Below are 17,449 nucleotides of genomic sequence, written 5' to 3' on the forward strand. Positions count from 1 at the left end.
GCACGTGTTTCGTACCAGCGACATAGTCCTGATCGCCGTCATGGTTGCGGCGGCCGCCTTGACCTACAAGACCAAGCGCGAGGCCGAGGAACAATTGGCGTCGGTGCAGAAGATCCAGCAGCAGATCCGCTACGAGGAGGAAACGATCGACCTGCTCAAGGCCGACTGGAGCTTGCTCACCCAGCCGTCGCGACTGCAGAAGCTGACTGAGCTCTACAAGTCGCAGCTCGCACTCGAGCCAGTCAGCGCGCGCCAGATCGTCGGCTTGGGCGATCTGCCGGCCAAGGCCCTCGACATTCAGGACATCCTGAAGGCGCGCGGGGATGGCATGGCCGACAATTCCAACAAGGCGCCTTCGGGCGGCAAGGACCCCGTCGTGACCGGAGGCATCGCCCAATGATCGGCAAACTGCTGAAGCGCCGCGCCAAGACAGGTGAAGACGGATCGATCGTCGTCGAGGGCGCCCGCAAGGCCACCGGCGGCAAGGGCAAGGCGCGCATCGTGATGACGATGGCGGTGTTCTTCGGCATTTTCTCGACAATTTCCGGGCGGCTGGTCTATCTCGGCTTCCAGTCCCCCGACATGTCGGGCGGGCCGCAGAGCCGGGTGACGGCGTCACGCCCCGACATTGTCGACCGCAATGGCGAGGTGCTGGCGACGGACATCAAGACGGCGTCGCTGTTTGCCGAGCCGCGCCGCATCGTCGACGCCGACGAGGCGATCGAGAAACTGTCGACCGTGCTGCCCGAGATCGACTATGAGCAGACCTATCACAAGCTGAAGAGCGGCGCCGGCTTCGTCTGGCTGCAGCGGCAGCTGACGCCCAAGCAGCAGTCCGACATCATGCAGCTCGGCATTCCCGGCTTCGGCTTTCGCACGGAGAAGCGCCGTTTCTATCCGAGCGGCGAAACCTCGTCCTACATTGTCGGCCTGACCAATATCGACAACCAGGGCATCTCCGGCATGGAGAAATATATCGATGAGCAGGGCCTGAGCGACCTGCAGGCGTCGGGCCTGGCGGTGGCCAAGGATCTCAAGCCGGTGAAGCTTTCGATCGACCTGCGCGTCCAGCATGTGGTGCGCGACGAGATCGCCGCCGGCCTGGAGCGCTATCGCGCCATCGGCGCTGGCGCCGTTGTACTCAACGTCAAGACCGGCGAAGTGGTGGCCATGGCCTCGGTGCCGGATTTTGATCCGAACAATCCTTATAATGCACAGGAAAAGGACCGGTTGAATCGGATGTCGGCGGGGCTCTATGAGATGGGCTCGACCTTCAAGAGCTTCACCTCGGCCATGGCGCTCGATTCCGGCAAGGCGACGATGACGAGCCGCTTCGACGCTTCGCATCCAATCCGGGTCGGCCATCAGGCCATTCACGATTTCCACGGCAAGAACCGTGTGCTGTCGTTGCCTGAGGTGTTCCTCTATTCGTCCAACATCGGGTCGGCCAGAGAGGCCGAACTGGTCGGCATCGAGGGACACCGCGAATTCCTGCATCGCCTTGGAATCTTGGACAAGATGCAGACCGAACTGCCGGAAGTCGCCCGCCCGACTGAGCCGAGGGTCTGGAAGCAGGTCAATTCGTTCACCATCGCCTTTGGCCATGGCGTGTCGACGACGCCGCTGCAAGCGGCAGTCGGCTGCGCGGCGCTGATGAATGGCGGCTATCTGATGAACCCCACCTTCCTGGTGCGCACGCAGCAGGAGGCGATGGCGCTGGCCAAGAAAGTGGTCCGCGACAAAACGGTCGATGGCATGCGCTACCTCTATTCGCTCAATGCCGAGAAAGGCTCGGCCAGGAACGCCAGAGTCCCCGGCTACCGCGTTGGCGGCAAGACCGGAACAGCTGAGAAGGTCGTCAATGGCCGCTACTCGAAGGATTTGAATTTCAACACCTTCGTCGCCGCCTTCCCGATGGACGATCCGCAATACCTGGTGTTTACGATTGCCGACGCCCCGCACCCGGAAAAGCCTGGCATGACAGACGTCGCGGCCGCGAATGCGGGGGTCATGGCCGGCAATATCATCAGACGCTCGGCTGCCATGCTTGGCGTGAAGCCAGATTTCAGCCATGAAAATGGTGCAACGCTGGTTTCCTATCAGTGATTCTTAGGGCGCGCCGGCAACTGCGCGCTATTTTGTTGCGGTGAACGGATTTCGATGAAGCTGAAAGATCTAACCGGTATCCTGCCTGTCGAGGGAACAGCTTCCGTCGATACGGAAGTTACTGGGATTTCGTCGGATTCACGCCAGGTGAAACCGGGCGTTGTCTTTTTTGCACTCGCCGGGACCAAGGCCGATGGCGCTGCCTATGCCGCTGACGCCGCCGCGCGCGGTGCCGCCGCCATCGTGACAGGCAAGGGCAGCGCCGTTGCCGTGCCATCGGTTACGGTACTGACCGTCGATGACCCCCGACTGGCGCTTGCCCTGAGCGCCGCCCGCTACTTCGGTGGGCAGCCGCAAACCATGGTCGCGGTGACCGGCACCAGCGGCAAGACATCGGTCGCCGCCTTCACCCGGCAGATCTGGGAACAGGCCGGCTATGCCGCCGCCTCGATCGGCACCACTGGCGTGGTCGCGCCTGGCCGTAACGAATATGGCTCGCTGACGACGCCCGATCCGGTCGCCTTACACCAGTTGCTCAGGGAATTGGCCGACGCCGGCGTTACTCACGCCTCAATGGAAGCCTCCAGCCACGGGCTCGACCAGCGTCGCCTCGACGGGGTGAAACTCGCCGCCGGCGGCTTCACCAATCTCGGCCGTGATCACATGGACTATCATCCCACGGTCGAGGACTATCACCGCGCCAAGCTGCGCCTGTTCGACACACTGCTGCCGAAGGGCGCGCCGGCCGTCATCTTCGCTGACGATCCCTGGTCGGCGCCAACGATAAAGGCGGCGCGGGCGGCAGGACTTGAAGTGCTGACCGTTGGCCGCCATGGCGAGTTCCTCAAGCTGAAGCGGGTCGAGCACGAACGCCATCGCCAGCGCGCCGAGGTCGAGGCCGACGGAGTGCTTTATGAAATCGACCTGCCGCTGGCCGGCGATTTCCAGATATCGAACGCACTGGTTTCGGCGGGTCTCGCCATTTCCACGGGAACACCTGTCGCCAAGGCCCTGATGGCATTGGAGAAACTGAAAGGCGCGCCGGGTCGGCTGGACCTTGTCGGCACGACGGCAAACGGGGCGCCGGTCTATGTCGACTACGCCCACAAGCCGGATGCGCTGGAAAACGTGCTGGCCTCGGTTCGCCCGTTCACCACCGGCCGCGTCATCGTCGTGTTCGGCTGTGGCGGCGACCGCGACCGGGGCAAGCGGCCGATCATGGGTGAGATCGCCACGCGGCTCGCCGATATCGTCATCGTCACGGATGACAATCCGCGCTCCGAAGTGCCCGCGACGATCCGCGCCGCTATCCTGGCGGCGGCCCCCGGCGCCATCGAGATCGGCGACCGGCGCGAGGCTATCCACCAGGCAGTCGCCATGCTGCATGCCGGCGATACGCTGATCGTGGCCGGCAAGGGCCATGAGGAAGGCCAGACCATCGGTACCGAGACGCTGCACTTCTCCGATCACGAGGAAGTCCGCTCGGCGCTGCGCGAGCGCGCCGCATGAGTTTGCTCTGGACCTCCAACGCGCTGATCGCCGCCATGGACGGGCGGCCTATCGGTTCGATGCCTGAAGGCATTGTCGGCATTTCCATTGACAGCCGCAGCCTGCAGCCTGGAGACGCCTTCTTCGCCATCAAGGGCGAGGCGATGGACGGCCATGATTTCGCCACCGCCGCCATCAAGGCCGGCGCCGGCGTGCTGGTCGTGGCAGAAGGCAAGCTGCCGTCGCTCGGCCGGCTGACCGCGCCGATGATCGTCGTCGACGACGTGCTGGCGGCGCTGGAGAAGCTCGGGATCGCGGCGCGTGCCAGGTCCAATGCCAAGATCATTGCCGTGACCGGTTCGGCGGGCAAGACGACCACCAAGGAAGCGCTGCGTCATGTCCTGTCGCCGGTTGGCAAGGTGCATGCGTCGGCGCAGTCGTTCAACAACCACTGGGGCGTGCCGCTGACGCTGGCGCGGATGCCCGATGATTGTGACTATGCCGTCTTCGAAATCGGCATGAACCATCCCGATGAGATCCGGCCGCTGGTCAAGATGGTCCGCCCGCATGTAGCCATCATCACGATGATCGCGGCGGCGCATCTCGGCTTCTTCCGCAATCTCGACGAGATCGCCAAGGCCAAGGCCGAGATTTTCGAAGGCCTGGAACCCGACGGGGCGGTGATCCTCAACCGCGACGATTCGCGCTGGAAGCTTCTCGACAAGATGGCGCATGCCGCGGGCATCGAGCATGTCCATGGTTTTGGTGAAAACGCGCGCTCGACCTTCAAGCTGCTCAGCTGTGAACTGTACGCGGATCATTCCATGATCACCGCCCGGATCGGCGGGCGGGATATCTCAGCGCGTATCGGCGCGCCGGGCCGCCACATGGTGCAGAATGTGCTGGCGGTGCTGGGTGCCGCGCACCTGGTGGGCGCCGACATGACCAAGGTGGCAGGGGCGCTGGCCGATCTGTCGGCCGAACGCGGGCGTGGCAAGCGCCATGTGCTGATGCTCCCGCAAGGGCCGATCACGCTGATCGACGAGAGCTACAACGCCAATCCTGCGTCGATGGCCGCCGCGATGGCGCTGCTCAACGCAACGCCGGTTTCGGGTGAGGGGCGCCGCATCGCCGTGCTCGGCGACATGCTCGAACTCGGCGAGCATTCGGCGAAGCTGCATGCAGCGCTCGCCGATCTCATCGTCGGCACGGAAACGCGCACGGTGTTTCTCGGTGGTCCCGAAATGCGGGCCTTGGCCGAGATCCTGCCCGCCGACATCCAGACGGAATACCGCGCTGGTGCGGAGGATTTGAAGCCGATGCTCCTGTCGGCGCTGAAGCCCGGCGACGTGGTCATGATCAAGTCGTCCAAGGGTATCGGTTTCGTAAAACTGGTCGATGCGCTGCTTGGGAAATTTCCGGCGCAATCGACAACCAACAAACAGACCTAGGTCAGTCCGGGGGACGAAAATCGCATGTTCACACTGCTCGTCGATTTTGCGGACAAGATCTCGGTCTTCAATGTCTTCCGCTATATCACGTTCCGCACCGGCGGGGCGCTGATCACCTCGGCGCTGATCGTCTTCATCTTCGGACCGACCATCATCAATTCGCTGCGGCTCAGGCAAGGCAAGGGCCAGCCGATCCGCGCCGACGGGCCGCAGACGCATTTCAAGAAAGCGGGCACGCCGACCATGGGCGGGCTGATGATCCTGTCCGGTATCATCGGCTCGTCGCTGCTGTGGGCGAACCTGTCGAGCATCTATGTCTGGGTGGTGCTGCTGGTGACCATCGGCTTTGGCTCGATCGGCTTCTACGACGACTATCTGAAGGTCACGAAACAGTCGCATCTAGGCTTTTCCGGCAAGGCGCGGCTCGGGCTCGAATTCATCATCGCCGGCATCGCCGCCTGGGTGATCGTGCACAATGGCCAGGCGCCGTTCTCGTCGTCGCTGACCTTCCCCTTCGCCAAGGAATTCCTGGTCAATCTCGGCTGGTTCTTCATCCCGTTCTCGTGCTTCGTCATCGTCGGCGCCGGCAATGCGGTGAATTTGACCGACGGTCTCGACGGGCTGGCGATCGTGCCGATCATGATCGCGGCGGCATCCTTCGGCGTCATCGCCTATCTTTCCGGCAACGCGGTCTTCGCCGAATATCTGCAGATCCATTTCGTGCCCGGCACCGGTGAACTGGCTGTCGTGCTTGGCTCGGTGATCGGCGCCGGCCTCGGCTTCCTGTGGTTCAACGCGCCACCGGCGGCGATCTTCATGGGCGATACTGGCTCGTTGGCCATGGGCGGCCTGATCGGAACCGTCGCGGTCGCCACCAAGCATGAGATCGTGCTGGTCATCGTCGGCGGCCTGTTCGTGGTCGAGATTCTCTCGGTCATCATCCAGGTCGGCTACTTCAAGATGACCGGCAAGCGCGTGTTCCTGATGGCGCCGATCCACCATCATTTCGAAAAACTCGGCTGGACCGAAAGCCAGGTGGTGATCCGCTTCTGGATCATCGCCGTCATCCTGGCGCTGGTCGGCCTGTCCACCCTCAAGCTCAGATAGGCAATCGTTTGATCCCCGCGGCATCCTTCTCTGGCAAGCGTGTTTCGCTCTTCGGGCTTGGCGGCTCGGGGATCGCCACCGCACGCGCGCTGATTGCGGGCGGGGCGGATGTTCTGGCCTGGGACGACAACCCCGACAGCGTCGCCAAGGCCGGTGCAGTGGGCATTCCCACAGCCGACCTGCGCGGCGCAGACTGGGCTAAGTTCTCGGCCTTCGTGCTGTCGCCCGGCGTGCCGCTGACGCATCCGAAGCCCCACTGGACGGTGGAACTGGCCAAGGGCGCCGGCGTCGAGGTCATAGGCGACATAGAGCTTTTCTGCCGCGAACGGACCTTGCAGGCGCCGACGGCACCTTTCGTCGCCATCACCGGCACCAACGGCAAGTCGACGACCACGGCGCTGACGGCGCATATCCTGAAAGCCGCGGGGCGCGACACGCAGATGGGCGGCAATATCGGTCGCGCGGTAATGACGCTCGATCCGCCGGAGCCTTCGCGGCACTATGTCGTCGAATGCTCGTCCTACCAGATTGATCTCGCGCCTTCGATCAACCCGACGGCGGGCATCCTGCTCAACCTCACGCCGGACCATCTCGACCGCCACGGCACGATGCAGCACTACGCTTTGATCAAGGAGCGGCTGGTGGCCGGCAGCGAGACGGCGATCATCGGCATCGACGATTCCTGGTGCGCCCAGATCGCCGATCGCCTGGAGCGGGCGGGCCGCCATGTCATCCGTATTTCCAAGCGGCTGCCGCTGACCGACGGCTATTTCGCTGACGGCAGCGATCTGATGGAAGCGGTCGATGGCCGCTACAGCCGCGTCGCTTTCCTCGAAGGCATTGGCTCGCTGCGTGGCCAGCACAATGCGCAGAACGCGCTGGCCGCTGTCGCCGCCTGTCTCAAGGTCGGGCTGGATCTGGGCGAAATACAGTCCGGGCTGGAAAGCTTCCCTGGGCTGGCACACCGCATGGAGCAGGTCGGCCGCAAGGGCCACGTGCTGTTCATCAACGATTCCAAGGCAACCAACGCCGATGCGGCGGCGCCCGCGCTGTCGAGTTTCCCGCGCATCTACTGGATTGCCGGCGGCTTGCCCAAGGAAGGCGGCATCGAGCCGTTGCGCGGCTTCTTCCCGCGCATCGCCAAGGCCTATCTGATCGGCGAGGCAGCGCCCGCCTTTTCGGCGACGCTCGGCGAGACGGTGCCTTACGAGATCTCAGGCACGCTGGCCGCGGCGGTCGAGCATGCGGCTGATGATGCGGCCAAGGACGGCAGCGGCGAGGCGGTGGTGCTGTTGTCGCCAGCCTGCGCCAGTTTCGACCAGTTCAAGAATTTCGAAGTGCGCGGCGAAGCCTTCAGGCAAGCCGCGAATGCTATCGAGGGTGTGAAACCCATCGGAGGGGCACGATAATGCAGAGCCGTCTCGACAAAAGTCCGGTTGCGACCTGGTGGTGGACGATCGATCGCTGGTTCCTGGCAGCGTTCCTTTCGCTGATGGGGCTCGGCATCGTGCTGTCCTTCGCCGCCAGCCCGGCAGTGGCCGAACGCATCGGCCTCGACAGTTTCCACTTCGCCACGAGACAGATCATCTTCACCGTCCCGGCGCTCGGCGTGATGCTGGCCGTGTCCTTCCTCGAATCCAGGCAGATCCGGCGCATGGCGCTGGTCATGCTATGCATCATGCTGGTTCTGATGGTGGCGGTTCTCTACATCGGCGTCGAGGTCAAGGGCGCGCGGCGCTGGGTGTCGATCGCCGGCCTGTCGATCCAGCCGTCCGAGTTCCTCAAACCAGCCTTCGTCATCATGTGCGCCTGGCTGTTCGCCGAACACAAACGCCAGCCGGATATTCCAGGCAATTTGTTTGCAATGCTGCTGCTGGTACTGGTCGTGTCCCTGCTGGTCGCGCAACCTGACCTCGGCCAGACCATGCTGACGACCGGCACCTGGGGCATCATGTTCTTCATGGCGGGGCTGCCATGGATCTGGATCACCGTGCTGGGTGCAACAGGCGTCGGCGGGGTGTTCGCAGCCTACACCGTGTTTCCGCACGTTGCCTTGCGTATCGACAAGTTCCTGACCGGCGAAGGCGATACGTTCCAGGTCGACATGGGCCGCGACGCGCTGATCAATGGCGGCTGGTTCGGCGTCGGGCCGGGCGAGGGCACCGTCAAGCGGGTCATCCCCGACAGCCACGCCGACTTCGTCTTCTCCGTCGCCGGCGAGGAATTCGGGCTGATCATGTGCTTCTTCATCATGTCGATCTTCGCCTTCATCGTCCTGCGCGGCCTCAATACGGCGCTGAAGGAGCATGACGATTTCACGCGCTACGCCGTCGGCGGTCTGGTCACCGTGTTTGGCCTGCAGGCTGTCATCAACATGTGCGTCAACCTGCAGCTGGTGCCGGCCAAGGGCATGACCCTGCCGTTCATCTCCTATGGCGGTTCGTCGCAGATCGCCATCGCGATCTCGATGGGCATGGTGCTGGCGCTGACGCGCAAGCGGCCGGAAAAGCGCAAGCAGATGGGCTTTGGCCTGTCGCAGCGCGCCATGCCGGCGGAGTGACATGGCGCGGGGGACGATCCTTCTGGCGGCGGGTGGAACGGGCGGGCATCTCTTCCCGGCCGAGGCACTGGCGCATGAGCTGATCGCGCGCGGCTGGACGGTGCATCTGGCCACGGACGACCGCGCCGAGCGTTTCGCCGGCAATTTCCCAGCCGCCGCCATTCATCCGATCCGGTCGGCCACCATGGGGTCGAAGAACCCGGTGGCGGTGCTTGGCGCGTTCTGGAAGATCTGGCGCGGTGTGCGCCAGGCGTCCGCCATCATCGGCAGGATCAGGCCGGACGTGGTTGTTGGCTTCGGCGGCTATCCGACCCTGCCGCCGCTCTACGCGGCCACGCGACGCAAGGTGCCGACGCTCATCCATGAACAGAACGCGGTGATGGGGCGCGCCAACCGGGCGCTGGCCGGGCGCGTCGACGCCATTGCCGGCGGGTTCCTGCCCGAGGATTCGAGTGCCGCAGGCGCCAAGACGGTGACGACCGGTAATCCGGTTCGGCCCGCCGTTCTGGAGGCGGCAAAGACGCCCTACAGCGAGTCATCCGGCGAGCAGACTTTCCGGCTTCTGGTGTTCGGCGGCAGCCAGGGCGCGCAATTCTTCTCCGACGCGGTGCCGGCGGCGGTCGCCATGCTCACCGAGGCGCAGCGCAAGCGGCTGGTGATCACGCAACAAGCACGTGCCGACGACGTGGCGCGGGTGAAGGCTGCCTATGCCGCGCTCGGTGTCGATGTGCAGGTGTCGCCCTTCTTCACCGATATGGCGGCGCGTATGGCAGCGGCGCATCTGGTGGTGTCGCGATCCGGCGCCTCGACCGTGTCGGAGATCGCCGTCATCGGCCGGCCGGCACTGCTGGTGCCCTATCCGCATGCGCTCGACCATGACCAGGCGGCGAACGCGGCGGCCCTTGCCGCGGCCGGTGGCGCCGAGGTCCATCCGGAATCCACGCTCTCGCCCGAGCGCGTCGCCGCGCTGGTTGGCGGGCTGATGGACAACCCCGGGCGGCTGGCGACAATGGCGGCAGCGGCGAAGTCGGCCGGAAGGCCCGACGCGGCACGGTTGCTCGCCGATCTGACAGAGGCTATTGCGTCCAGAAAATCTGTTTCGGAATTCAGGAAGGGGACGCACGCATGAAGATGCCGCGGACTATCGGGCTTGTGCATTTCATCGGCATTGGCGGCATCGGCATGAGCGGCATCGCCGAGGTGCTGCACAATCTCGGCTACAAGGTGCAGGGCTCGGACCAGTCCGACAGCGCCAATGTGCAACGGCTGCGCGACAAGGGCATCGAGTGCTTCGTCGGCCACCACGCCGACAATCTCGGCGATGCCGAGGTGGTGGTCGTCTCCACCGCGATCAAGAAATCCAATCCCGAGCTGAAGGCGGCGCGTGAAAAGCTGCTGCCGATCGTGCGCCGCGCCGAGATGCTGGCCGAACTGATGCGCTTCCGCCAGGCCGTGGCGATCGGCGGCACGCATGGCAAGACGACGACCACGTCGATGGTGGCGACGCTGCTGGAAGCCGGCGGGCTCGACCCGACCGTGATCAATGGCGGTATCATCAATGCCTATGGCACCAATGCCCGCATGGGGGATGGCGAATGGATGGTGGTCGAGGCCGACGAGAGCGACGGCACCTTCTTGAAGCTGCCGGCCGATATTGCGGTGGTCACCAACATCGATCCTGAACATCTCGACCACTATGGCAGTTTCGACAAGGTGCGCGAGGCGTTCCGCCAGTTCGTCGAGAATGTGCCGTTCTACGGCTTTGGCGTGATGTGCACCGATCATCCGGAGGTGCAGGCGCTGGTCGGACGCATCGAGGACCGCCGCGTCATCACCTATGGCGAGAACGCGCAGGCCGACGTCCGCTTCACCAACCATCGTACGGATGGTCCAGCCTCGGAATTCGACGTGGTGATCCGCGACCGCAAGACGCGCGGCGAGACCACGATCTCCGGCCTGCGGCTGCCGATGCCCGGTCGCCACAACGTCTCCAACGCGACGGCGGCGATCGCGGTCGCCCATGAGCTTGGCCTGTCCGCCGAAGCGATCAAGAAGGGGCTGTCCTCCTTCGCCGGCGTCAAGAGGCGCTTCACCCATACCGGTTCCTGGAACGGCGTCGACATCTTCGACGACTACGGCCACCATCCGGTCGAGATCACGGCGGTGCTGAAGGCGGCGCGCGGCGCCACCAAGGGCCGTGTCATTGCTATCGCCCAGCCGCATCGCTTTACGCGCCTGCATGATCTGTTCGACGAGTTTTCTGTCTGCTTCAACGATGCCGACACCGTCATGGTGGCGCCGGTCTACGCCGCGGGCGAGGAGCCGATCGACGGCGTGACCTCCGATGCGCTGGTATCGCGCATCCGCGCCGGCGGCCATCGAGACGCGCGCTACATCGAAAGCCCCGCCGCGATCGCGCCGATCATCCGCGATATCGCCAAGCCCGGTGATTTCGTCGTCTTCCTCGGCGCCGGCAACATCACCCAATGGGCCTATGCGCTGCCCAAGGAACTCGGCGGTACCGCTTCATGATGCGCGGCCAGGCGTTGATTGATCAGCTTGGAGACCGGCTTGCCGGCCTGCGCGGCCGTATCACGCCCAATGCCGAGATGGACAAGATCACCTGGTTCCGTGCCGGGGGACTGGCGGAGGCGCTGTTCCAGCCGGCGGATGAGGACGACCTCGCCACGTTCCTGAGAGCGGTTCCCGAAGAGATTCCGCTGACCGTCGTCGGTGTCGGCTCGAACCTGCTGGTTCGCGACGGCGGCATTACGGGTTTTGTCATCCGGCTTTCGGCGAAGGGCTTTGGCGACGCCGAGGTCACTGGCCCGGCCACGATCAAGGCGGGGGCCGCCACTCCCGACAAGCGCGTTGCCGCTGTCGCCTATGAGGCGGGCATTGGCGGCTTTCACTTCTACCACGGCATTCCCGGCGCCATCGGTGGCGCGCTCAGGATGAATGCCGGCGCCAATGGCGTCGAGACGCGCGAGCGCGTCGTCGAGGTGCGGGCGCTCGATCGCAAGGGCAATGTCCATATGCTGAGCAATGCCGAGATGGGCTATGCCTATCGCCATTCGGCGGCACCCGCCGGGCTGATCTTCACCTCGGCCGTGTTTGAAGGCTTTGCCGAGGACAAGGCGGCTATCAAGGCGGCGATGGACGCCGTCCAGAACCACCGCGAAACCGTGCAGCCGATCCGCGAAAAGACTGGGGGATCAACCTTCAAGAATCCCGAGGGCACCTCGGCCTGGAAGGAAATCGACAAGGCAGGCTGTCGCGGCCTGATGATCGGCGGCGCTCAGATGTCGCCGATGCATTGCAACTTCATGATCAACACCGGCACCGCGACCGGCTACGACCTCGAATATCTGGGTGAAACGGTGCGCACGCGGGTGCTCGAAAATTCGGGCATCCGGCTGCAGTGGGAGATCAAGCGCATCGGCGATTTCCGGCCGGGCCATGCCGTCCAGGAGTTTCTCGGACAGCTCCTCTAGGAGGCTCATTGAAGTTCATGTGATACATGAACTTCAATGAGGCCAAAACCGTCCCGCAACGTTGCAGTAATGACTCAACGACACGGTTTTCGCATCCATTTTCTCAGAAAGTGAATCTCTCGGAATCGTAAGTACTTGCCAGTGAATCAACTCTCTGATTCTCTGCTGAAAAGCGTTTCCTGATTTGAGTCGTTCGACGCGTTTTCAGCGTTTTCCGTCTGGGGGGGGCAACCTGCCGGGAGACTCGGACTCGATGTTGCGGAAAATCTTGGTTTTTGGTCCGCCGTGAGAGGGGATGACGGGGAATGAAAAACAAGCATGTGGCCGTCCTGCTGGGTGGTTTTTCGTCCGAGCGGCCCGTGTCCTTGTCCTCGGGAAAGTCGTGTGCCGATGCGCTCGAGCAGGAAGGTTATCAGGTCACGCGCGTCGACGTCGGCCGTGATGTCAGCTCGGTGCTTGCCGAGCTCAAGCCGGATGTCGCCTTCAACGCGCTGCATGGGCCTTTCGGTGAGGACGGCACCATCCAGGGCATCCTCGAATATCTCGGCATTCCCTATACCCATTCCGGCGTGCTTGCCTCGGCGCTGGCGATGAACAAGGAGCAGGCCAAGAAGATCGCCAAGACCGTCGGCATTCCGGTTGCCGAATCAAAGGTCACCAATCGCTTCGCCATTCAAAACAAGCATCCGATGAAGCCGCCCTATGTGGTCAAGCCGGTCAGCGAAGGGTCGAGCTTCGGCGTCGTCATCGTGCATGAGGGGCAATCGCATCCGCCGCAGGTCATCGGTTCATCCGAGTGGAAATATGGCGATATCGTCATGGTCGAGCGCTATGTGCACGGCCGGGAGCTTACCTGCGCGGTGATGGGCGACGTCGCGCTCGGCGTCTGCGAGATCATTCCGACCGGCCATTCCTTCTACGACTATGATTCAAAATATGTGGCTGGCGGCTCAAAGCACGAATGCCCCGCAAAAGTTTCACCGAATATTTACCAAAAAATACAAACACTGGCGCTCAAGGCTCACCAAGCTATCGGCTGTCGAGGCGTTTCGCGGTCGGACTTCCGTTACGACGATCGTCACTCCGAGAACGGCGAGGTTGTCTGGCTCGAGGTTAACACCCAGCCGGGCATGACGCCGACGTCCTTGGTGCCGGAAATAGCCGCGCAAGCGGGGCACTCGTTCGGTGAGTTGTTGAGTTGGATGGTGGAGGACGCTTCGTGTCTGCGTTGAAATGGGGACAAGGTCAGAGGAAGGGCGCGGCCGGGCCGACGCTGTTCGGTCTGCCGTTGTCGTTCGACCATTTCGTGCTGCCGCGCATGTTTCGCCGGCCGGTGCGCGTTCTGGCGCGTCTGGGTGAGGGGGATTTCAAGGCCCCACCCTTCTCGGCGACGATGCTCTCGGCCGTGCTGCTGGGGTCGAGTGCCATCTATGGCGCCTATCTTGGCGGCGACGTTGACGGCGTCGTCCAGAACATCACCGCTCGCACCGGCTTTGCCGTTGATCAGGTGAAGGTGGTCGGCAATCAGCAGACGTCCGAAATCGACATCCTGGACAGGCTGCAGCTCGACGGCTGGACATCGCTGATCGGCTTCAACGCCGAGGCTGCGCGGGAGCGTATCGCTACGCTGCCCTGGGTCGAGGTCGCGGCCGTGCGCAAGGTCTATCCGCATACGCTGGAAGTGCGTGTCGAGGAGCGTCAGCCTTTCGCGCTCTGGCAGCAAGGCAGTGACCTGTCGGTCATCGAGCGCTCCGGCGCGGTGATCGCGCCGTTCTCCGGCGGCAAGCAGGTGTTGTTGCCGCTGCTCGTCGGCGCCGGCGCGCCGGCGCAAGCCCCCGATTTCCTGGTCAAGGTCGAAAAATACCCGGAGCTCGCGGCGCGTATCAAGGGCTACATCCGCATTGGCGACCGGCGCTGGGACCTGAAGCTGGACAATGGCGTCACGGTCAAGCTGCCCGAGGAGGACGAGGACGAGGCGCTTGCTGAGCTCGTCAAGCTGGACAAGGATGACGGATTGCTGTCGCGCGACATCGCCGCTGTCGACATGCGCCTTTCCGATCGCCTCGTCGTGCAGCTGTCGGCGGAAGCGGCGACGCAGCGCGAAGCCGCGCTCAACGAAAAGCCCAAGACCCTGAAGCGCAAGCCGGAGACGAAGATATGAGCTGGCTTGGCGGTCAAGGCGATTCCTCGTCGCGCCGGTCCGGCTCCTTACGGTGCTGGATGTCGGTTCGAGCAAGGTCTGCTGCATGGTGGCCAAGCTCAAGCCAAACGATGACGGCAAGCTTTTGCGCGGACGCTCGCACCGCATCCAGGTGATTGGCATTGGTCACCAGAAATCACAGGGCGTGAAATCGGGCGTCGTCGTCGATCTCGATCGCGCCCGAGCACGCCATCCGGCTTGCCGTCGACGCGGCCGAGCGCATGGCGGGGCTGACAGTCGATTCGCTGATCGTCAACATGACGGCCGGACGGCTGAAGAGCGAAACCTTCTCGGCCACCATCAACCTTGGCGGCCATGAGGCCGACGAAGCCGACGTCAAGCGCGTGCTTGCCGCTGGCGCCAAGCAGGCGCTGAAGAGCGAGCGCGAGGTGATCCATTCACTGCCGGTGGGCTTTTCGCTGGATGCCGAGCGTGGCGTGCGCGATCCACGCGGCATGGTCGGCGACCAACTCGGTGTCGACATGCATGTGCTGACGGGCGACGCGGCACCGGTGCGCAATCTGGAACTCTGCATCAACCGTTCGCATTTGTCGGTCGAGCGCATGGTGGCGACGCCCTATGCCAGCGGGCTTGCGGCCCTCGTCGACGACGAGCTCGAAATGGGCGCCGCCTGCATCGACATGGGTGGCGGCACGACGACGATCTCGGTGTTCTCGGAAGGCAAGTTTGTGCATGCCGACGCCATCGCGATCGGCGGCAATCACGTGACGCTCGACATGGCCAAGGGGCTTTCGACCTCGCTTGAGGCCGCCGAGAGGCTAAAGGTGATGCATGGTTCGGCGCTGCCGGGCAGTGCGGATGATCGCGACCTGGTCTCGATCCAGCCGATCGGCGAAGACAGCGACGTTCCTTTGCAGATCCCGCGCTCGGTGATGACGCGCATCATCCGCGCGCGCATCGACGAGACGCTGGAACTGCTGCGCGACCGGCTCAACAAGTCCGGCTACGGCAATGCGGTGGGCAAGCGCGTCGTGCTGACCGGCGGCGCCAGCCAGCTTGCCGGCCTGCCGGAGGCGGCGCGCCGCATTCTCGGCCGAAATGTACGCATCGGCCGCCCGCTCGGCGTGGCGGGCCTGCCGGAAGCAGCCAAGGGACCGGCCTTCTCGGCGCCGGTGGGGCTTCTGATCTATCCGCAGATGGCGAGCTTCGAGAGCCATCCCGCGAAAGGAATTCTGGTCTCAGAATGACTGGAACGGGCGGAAAACTGCATCGCATGAGTCAGTGGTTGAGAGACAGTTTTTGAATTGACGGGGACAGCCCCATAGGCGGCCGCGGCGGCGAAGCGGCGTGAAAGGCAAAGGACGGAGACAATGACCATCAATCTGCAGAAGCCGGATATCACCGAGCTGAAGCCGCGCATCACCGTGTTCGGTGTTGGCGGCGGCGGCGGCAATGCCGTCAACAACATGATCACCGCCGGCTTGCGCGGCGTCGAGTTCGTAGTGGCCAACACTGACGCACAGGCGCTTACAATGTCGAAGGCCGAGCGGCTGATCCAGCTTGGCGCGCATGTCACCGAGGGCCTCGGCGCAGGATCGCAGCCGGAGGTCGGCCGTGCGGCGGCGGAAGAATGTATCGACGAGATCCTCGATCATCTGACCAACACGCATATGTGCTTCGTCACCGCCGGCATGGGCGGCGGCACCGGCACGGGTGCGGCTCCTGTCGTTGCCCGCGCCGCCCGTGAAAAGGGCATTCTCACCGTCGGCGTCGTCACCAAGCCTTTCCATTTCGAGGGCCAGCGCCGCATGAAGACGGCGGATCTGGGCATCGAGGAACTGCAGAAGTGCGTCGATACGCTGATCGTCATCCCGAACCAGAACCTGTTCCGGCTGGCCAATGACAAGACGACCTTCGCCGATGCCTTTGCCATGGCCGACCAGGTGCTCTACTCCGGTGTTGCCTGCATCACCGACCTGATGGTCAAGGAAGGCCTGATCAACCTCGACTTCGCCGACGTGCGTTCGGTGATGCGCGAGATGGGCAAGGCGATGATGGGCACGGGCGAAGCTTCGGGCGAGGGCCGCGCGATGGCCGCCGCCGAAGCGGCGATTGCCAACCCGTTGCTCGACGAGACCTCGATGAAGGGTGCCAAGGGCCTGCTGATCTCAATCACCGGCGGTCGCGACCTGACCCTGTTCGAAGTCGATGAGGCGGCAACCCGCATTCGCGAGGAGGTCGACCAGGACGCCAACATCATCCTGGGCGCCACCTTCGACGAGGAACTCGAAGGCGTCATCCGCGTCTCGGTGGTCGCCACCGGCATCGACAAGACGGCAGCCGAAATCGCCGCCGCGCCGATCTCGATCCGCACGGCTCCGCAGAAGCCGTCCGGCCGTCCGGCCGTTGCCCAGGAAAGCCGCCCGACACCTGTCCAGCAGGCGATGTACGAGCCGCGCGCCATGGACCCGGTCGCCGAGGCGATCCAGCTTGCCGAGGCGAATGCCGCGGCCATGGCTCAGGCTCGCCCCATGCCGGTTGCCCACGCGGACGAATTCCGCCCGCAGAGCAAGATCTTCCAGGCACCGCCCGCCCAGCCACAGCCGATGGTGCAGCCCGTTGTCCAGCAGATGATGCAGCCTGCTCCGCAGCAGCGTGAAGTCCAGCAGCCGGTTGCCGTGGCGCCCCAGCGCATGCCACGCGTCGAGGATTTTCCCCCGCAGGTGAAGGCCGAGGTGGAGTCCAAGAGCCGGCCGGCCGATCATCATGAGAACAGCGGACCGATGGGGCTGCTGAAGCGCCTGACCAACGGCCTGACCCGCCGCGAAGAGGAGCCGGCACGGCTTCAGCCAGCGCAGCCGCGCGAGCCGAAGCTGCGCCAGGCGGCACCGGAAGTGCGCCGCCTTTCCAGCCAGGACGCACAACTCTACGCGCCGCGCCGTGGCCAGTTGGATGATCAGGGCCGTCTGTCGCCGCAGCCAAGGGCGACTCAGGAAGACGATCAGCTGGAGATTCCGGCGTTCCTGCGCCGCCAGGCCAACTGATCCGTTAACGGCCCGTAACAATTGTTAACAGGCAAGCA

The 17,449-nt window shown here is 63.9% G+C and carries 13 protein-coding genes and 1 pseudogene; all 14 read left to right on the forward strand.

Annotated features, from left to right (window positions below; genetic code table 11):
• Positions 1–4 precede the first annotated feature (4 nt).
• The 14 genes and pseudogenes from LGH82_RS32405 (at position 5) to ftsZ (ending at position 17,411) form a co-directional block, all read left to right on the forward strand.
• A complete protein-coding gene (locus LGH82_RS32405; protein ID WP_227346593.1) occupies positions 5–400 on the forward strand; it encodes a hypothetical protein in 396 nt (131 codons plus the stop codon).
• Positions 397–2,106 carry a peptidoglycan D,D-transpeptidase FtsI family protein gene (locus LGH82_RS32410; RefSeq protein ID WP_227346594.1) on the forward strand — a complete coding sequence of 570 codons (1,710 nt, stop codon included), beginning with the start codon at positions 397–399 and terminating at the stop codon, positions 2,104–2,106. The genes LGH82_RS32405 and LGH82_RS32410 overlap by 4 nt, the downstream gene beginning before the upstream one ends.
• Positions 2,107–2,160: 54 nt before the next feature.
• Positions 2,161–3,615, forward strand: a complete 1,455-nt coding sequence (locus tag LGH82_RS32415) for a UDP-N-acetylmuramoyl-L-alanyl-D-glutamate--2,6-diaminopimelate ligase (protein WP_227346595.1) — start codon at positions 2,161–2,163, stop codon at positions 3,613–3,615.
• Positions 3,612–5,045 carry a UDP-N-acetylmuramoylalanyl-D-glutamyl-2,6-diaminopimelate--D-alanyl-D-alanine ligase gene (locus LGH82_RS32420; protein ID WP_227346596.1) on the forward strand — a complete coding sequence of 478 codons (1,434 nt, stop codon included), beginning with the start codon at positions 3,612–3,614 and terminating at the stop codon, positions 5,043–5,045. The genes LGH82_RS32415 and LGH82_RS32420 overlap by 4 nt, the downstream gene beginning before the upstream one ends.
• A gap of 24 nt (positions 5,046–5,069) precedes the next feature.
• Complete coding sequence (gene mraY / locus LGH82_RS32425) at positions 5,070–6,152, forward strand: phospho-N-acetylmuramoyl-pentapeptide-transferase (RefSeq protein WP_227346597.1); 1,083 nt, start codon at positions 5,070–5,072, stop codon at positions 6,150–6,152.
• Between the two features lie 8 nt (positions 6,153–6,160).
• The gene (murD, locus tag LGH82_RS32430; RefSeq protein WP_227346598.1) at positions 6,161–7,561 is read left to right on the forward strand and encodes a UDP-N-acetylmuramoyl-L-alanine--D-glutamate ligase; all 1,401 of its coding nucleotides are present in this window, start codon (positions 6,161–6,163) and stop codon (positions 7,559–7,561) included.
• On the forward strand, positions 7,561–8,712 hold the full coding sequence (ftsW, locus tag LGH82_RS32435) for a putative lipid II flippase FtsW (RefSeq protein ID WP_227346599.1): 1,152 nt from the start codon (positions 7,561–7,563) through the stop codon (positions 8,710–8,712). The genes murD and ftsW overlap by 1 nt, the downstream gene beginning before the upstream one ends.
• A 1-nt stretch (position 8,713) precedes the next feature.
• Entirely contained in the window at positions 8,714–9,841 is a 1,128-nt protein-coding gene (gene murG, locus LGH82_RS32440; protein ID WP_227346600.1) for an undecaprenyldiphospho-muramoylpentapeptide beta-N-acetylglucosaminyltransferase, read from the forward strand.
• Positions 9,838–11,244, forward strand: a complete 1,407-nt coding sequence (murC, locus tag LGH82_RS32445; RefSeq protein ID WP_227346601.1) for a UDP-N-acetylmuramate--L-alanine ligase — start codon at positions 9,838–9,840, stop codon at positions 11,242–11,244. Before murG ends, murC begins: the two co-directional genes overlap by 4 nt.
• The gene (gene murB, locus LGH82_RS32450; protein ID WP_227346602.1) at positions 11,241–12,206 is read left to right on the forward strand and encodes a UDP-N-acetylmuramate dehydrogenase; all 966 of its coding nucleotides are present in this window, start codon (positions 11,241–11,243) and stop codon (positions 12,204–12,206) included. The genes murC and murB overlap by 4 nt, the downstream gene beginning before the upstream one ends.
• A gap of 305 nt (positions 12,207–12,511) precedes the next feature.
• Complete coding sequence (locus tag LGH82_RS32455) at positions 12,512–13,438, forward strand: D-alanine--D-alanine ligase (protein ID WP_227346603.1); 927 nt, start codon at positions 12,512–12,514, stop codon at positions 13,436–13,438.
• Entirely contained in the window at positions 13,426–14,367 is a 942-nt protein-coding gene (locus LGH82_RS32460) for a cell division protein FtsQ/DivIB (RefSeq protein WP_227346604.1), read from the forward strand. The genes LGH82_RS32455 and LGH82_RS32460 overlap by 13 nt, the downstream gene beginning before the upstream one ends.
• A pseudogene (gene ftsA, locus LGH82_RS32465) lies at positions 14,364–15,670 on the forward strand (cell division protein FtsA). Before LGH82_RS32460 ends, ftsA begins: the two are co-directional and overlap by 4 nt.
• 67 nt (positions 15,671–15,737) lie before the next feature.
• Positions 15,738–17,411 carry a cell division protein FtsZ gene (gene ftsZ / locus LGH82_RS32470; protein ID WP_227346605.1) on the forward strand — a complete coding sequence of 558 codons (1,674 nt, stop codon included), beginning with the start codon at positions 15,738–15,740 and terminating at the stop codon, positions 17,409–17,411.
• Positions 17,412–17,449 lie beyond the last annotated feature (38 nt).

Origin of the sequence: Mesorhizobium sp. PAMC28654 (genome assembly GCF_020616515.1) — a bacterium.
Classification (GTDB): domain Bacteria; phylum Pseudomonadota; class Alphaproteobacteria; order Rhizobiales; family Rhizobiaceae; genus Mesorhizobium.

Coding starts and splice junctions, on each gene's coding strand:
- LGH82_RS32410 (WP_227346594.1), top strand. CDS start 397: ATGATCGGCAAACTGCTGAAGCGCCGCGCCAAGACAGGTGAAGACGGA.
- LGH82_RS32415 (WP_227346595.1), top strand. CDS start 2,161: ATGAAGCTGAAAGATCTAACCGGTATCCTGCCTGTCGAGGGAACAGCT.
- LGH82_RS32420 (WP_227346596.1), top strand. CDS start 3,612: ATGAGTTTGCTCTGGACCTCCAACGCGCTGATCGCCGCCATGGACGGG.
- mraY (WP_227346597.1), top strand. CDS start 5,070: ATGTTCACACTGCTCGTCGATTTTGCGGACAAGATCTCGGTCTTCAAT.
- ftsW (WP_227346599.1), top strand. CDS start 7,561: ATGCAGAGCCGTCTCGACAAAAGTCCGGTTGCGACCTGGTGGTGGACG.
- murG (WP_227346600.1), top strand. CDS start 8,714: ATGGCGCGGGGGACGATCCTTCTGGCGGCGGGTGGAACGGGCGGGCAT.
- murC (WP_227346601.1), top strand. CDS start 9,838: ATGAAGATGCCGCGGACTATCGGGCTTGTGCATTTCATCGGCATTGGC.
- murB (WP_227346602.1), top strand. CDS start 11,241: ATGATGCGCGGCCAGGCGTTGATTGATCAGCTTGGAGACCGGCTTGCC.
- LGH82_RS32455 (WP_227346603.1), top strand. CDS start 12,512: ATGAAAAACAAGCATGTGGCCGTCCTGCTGGGTGGTTTTTCGTCCGAG.
- ftsZ (WP_227346605.1), top strand. CDS start 15,738: ATGACCATCAATCTGCAGAAGCCGGATATCACCGAGCTGAAGCCGCGC.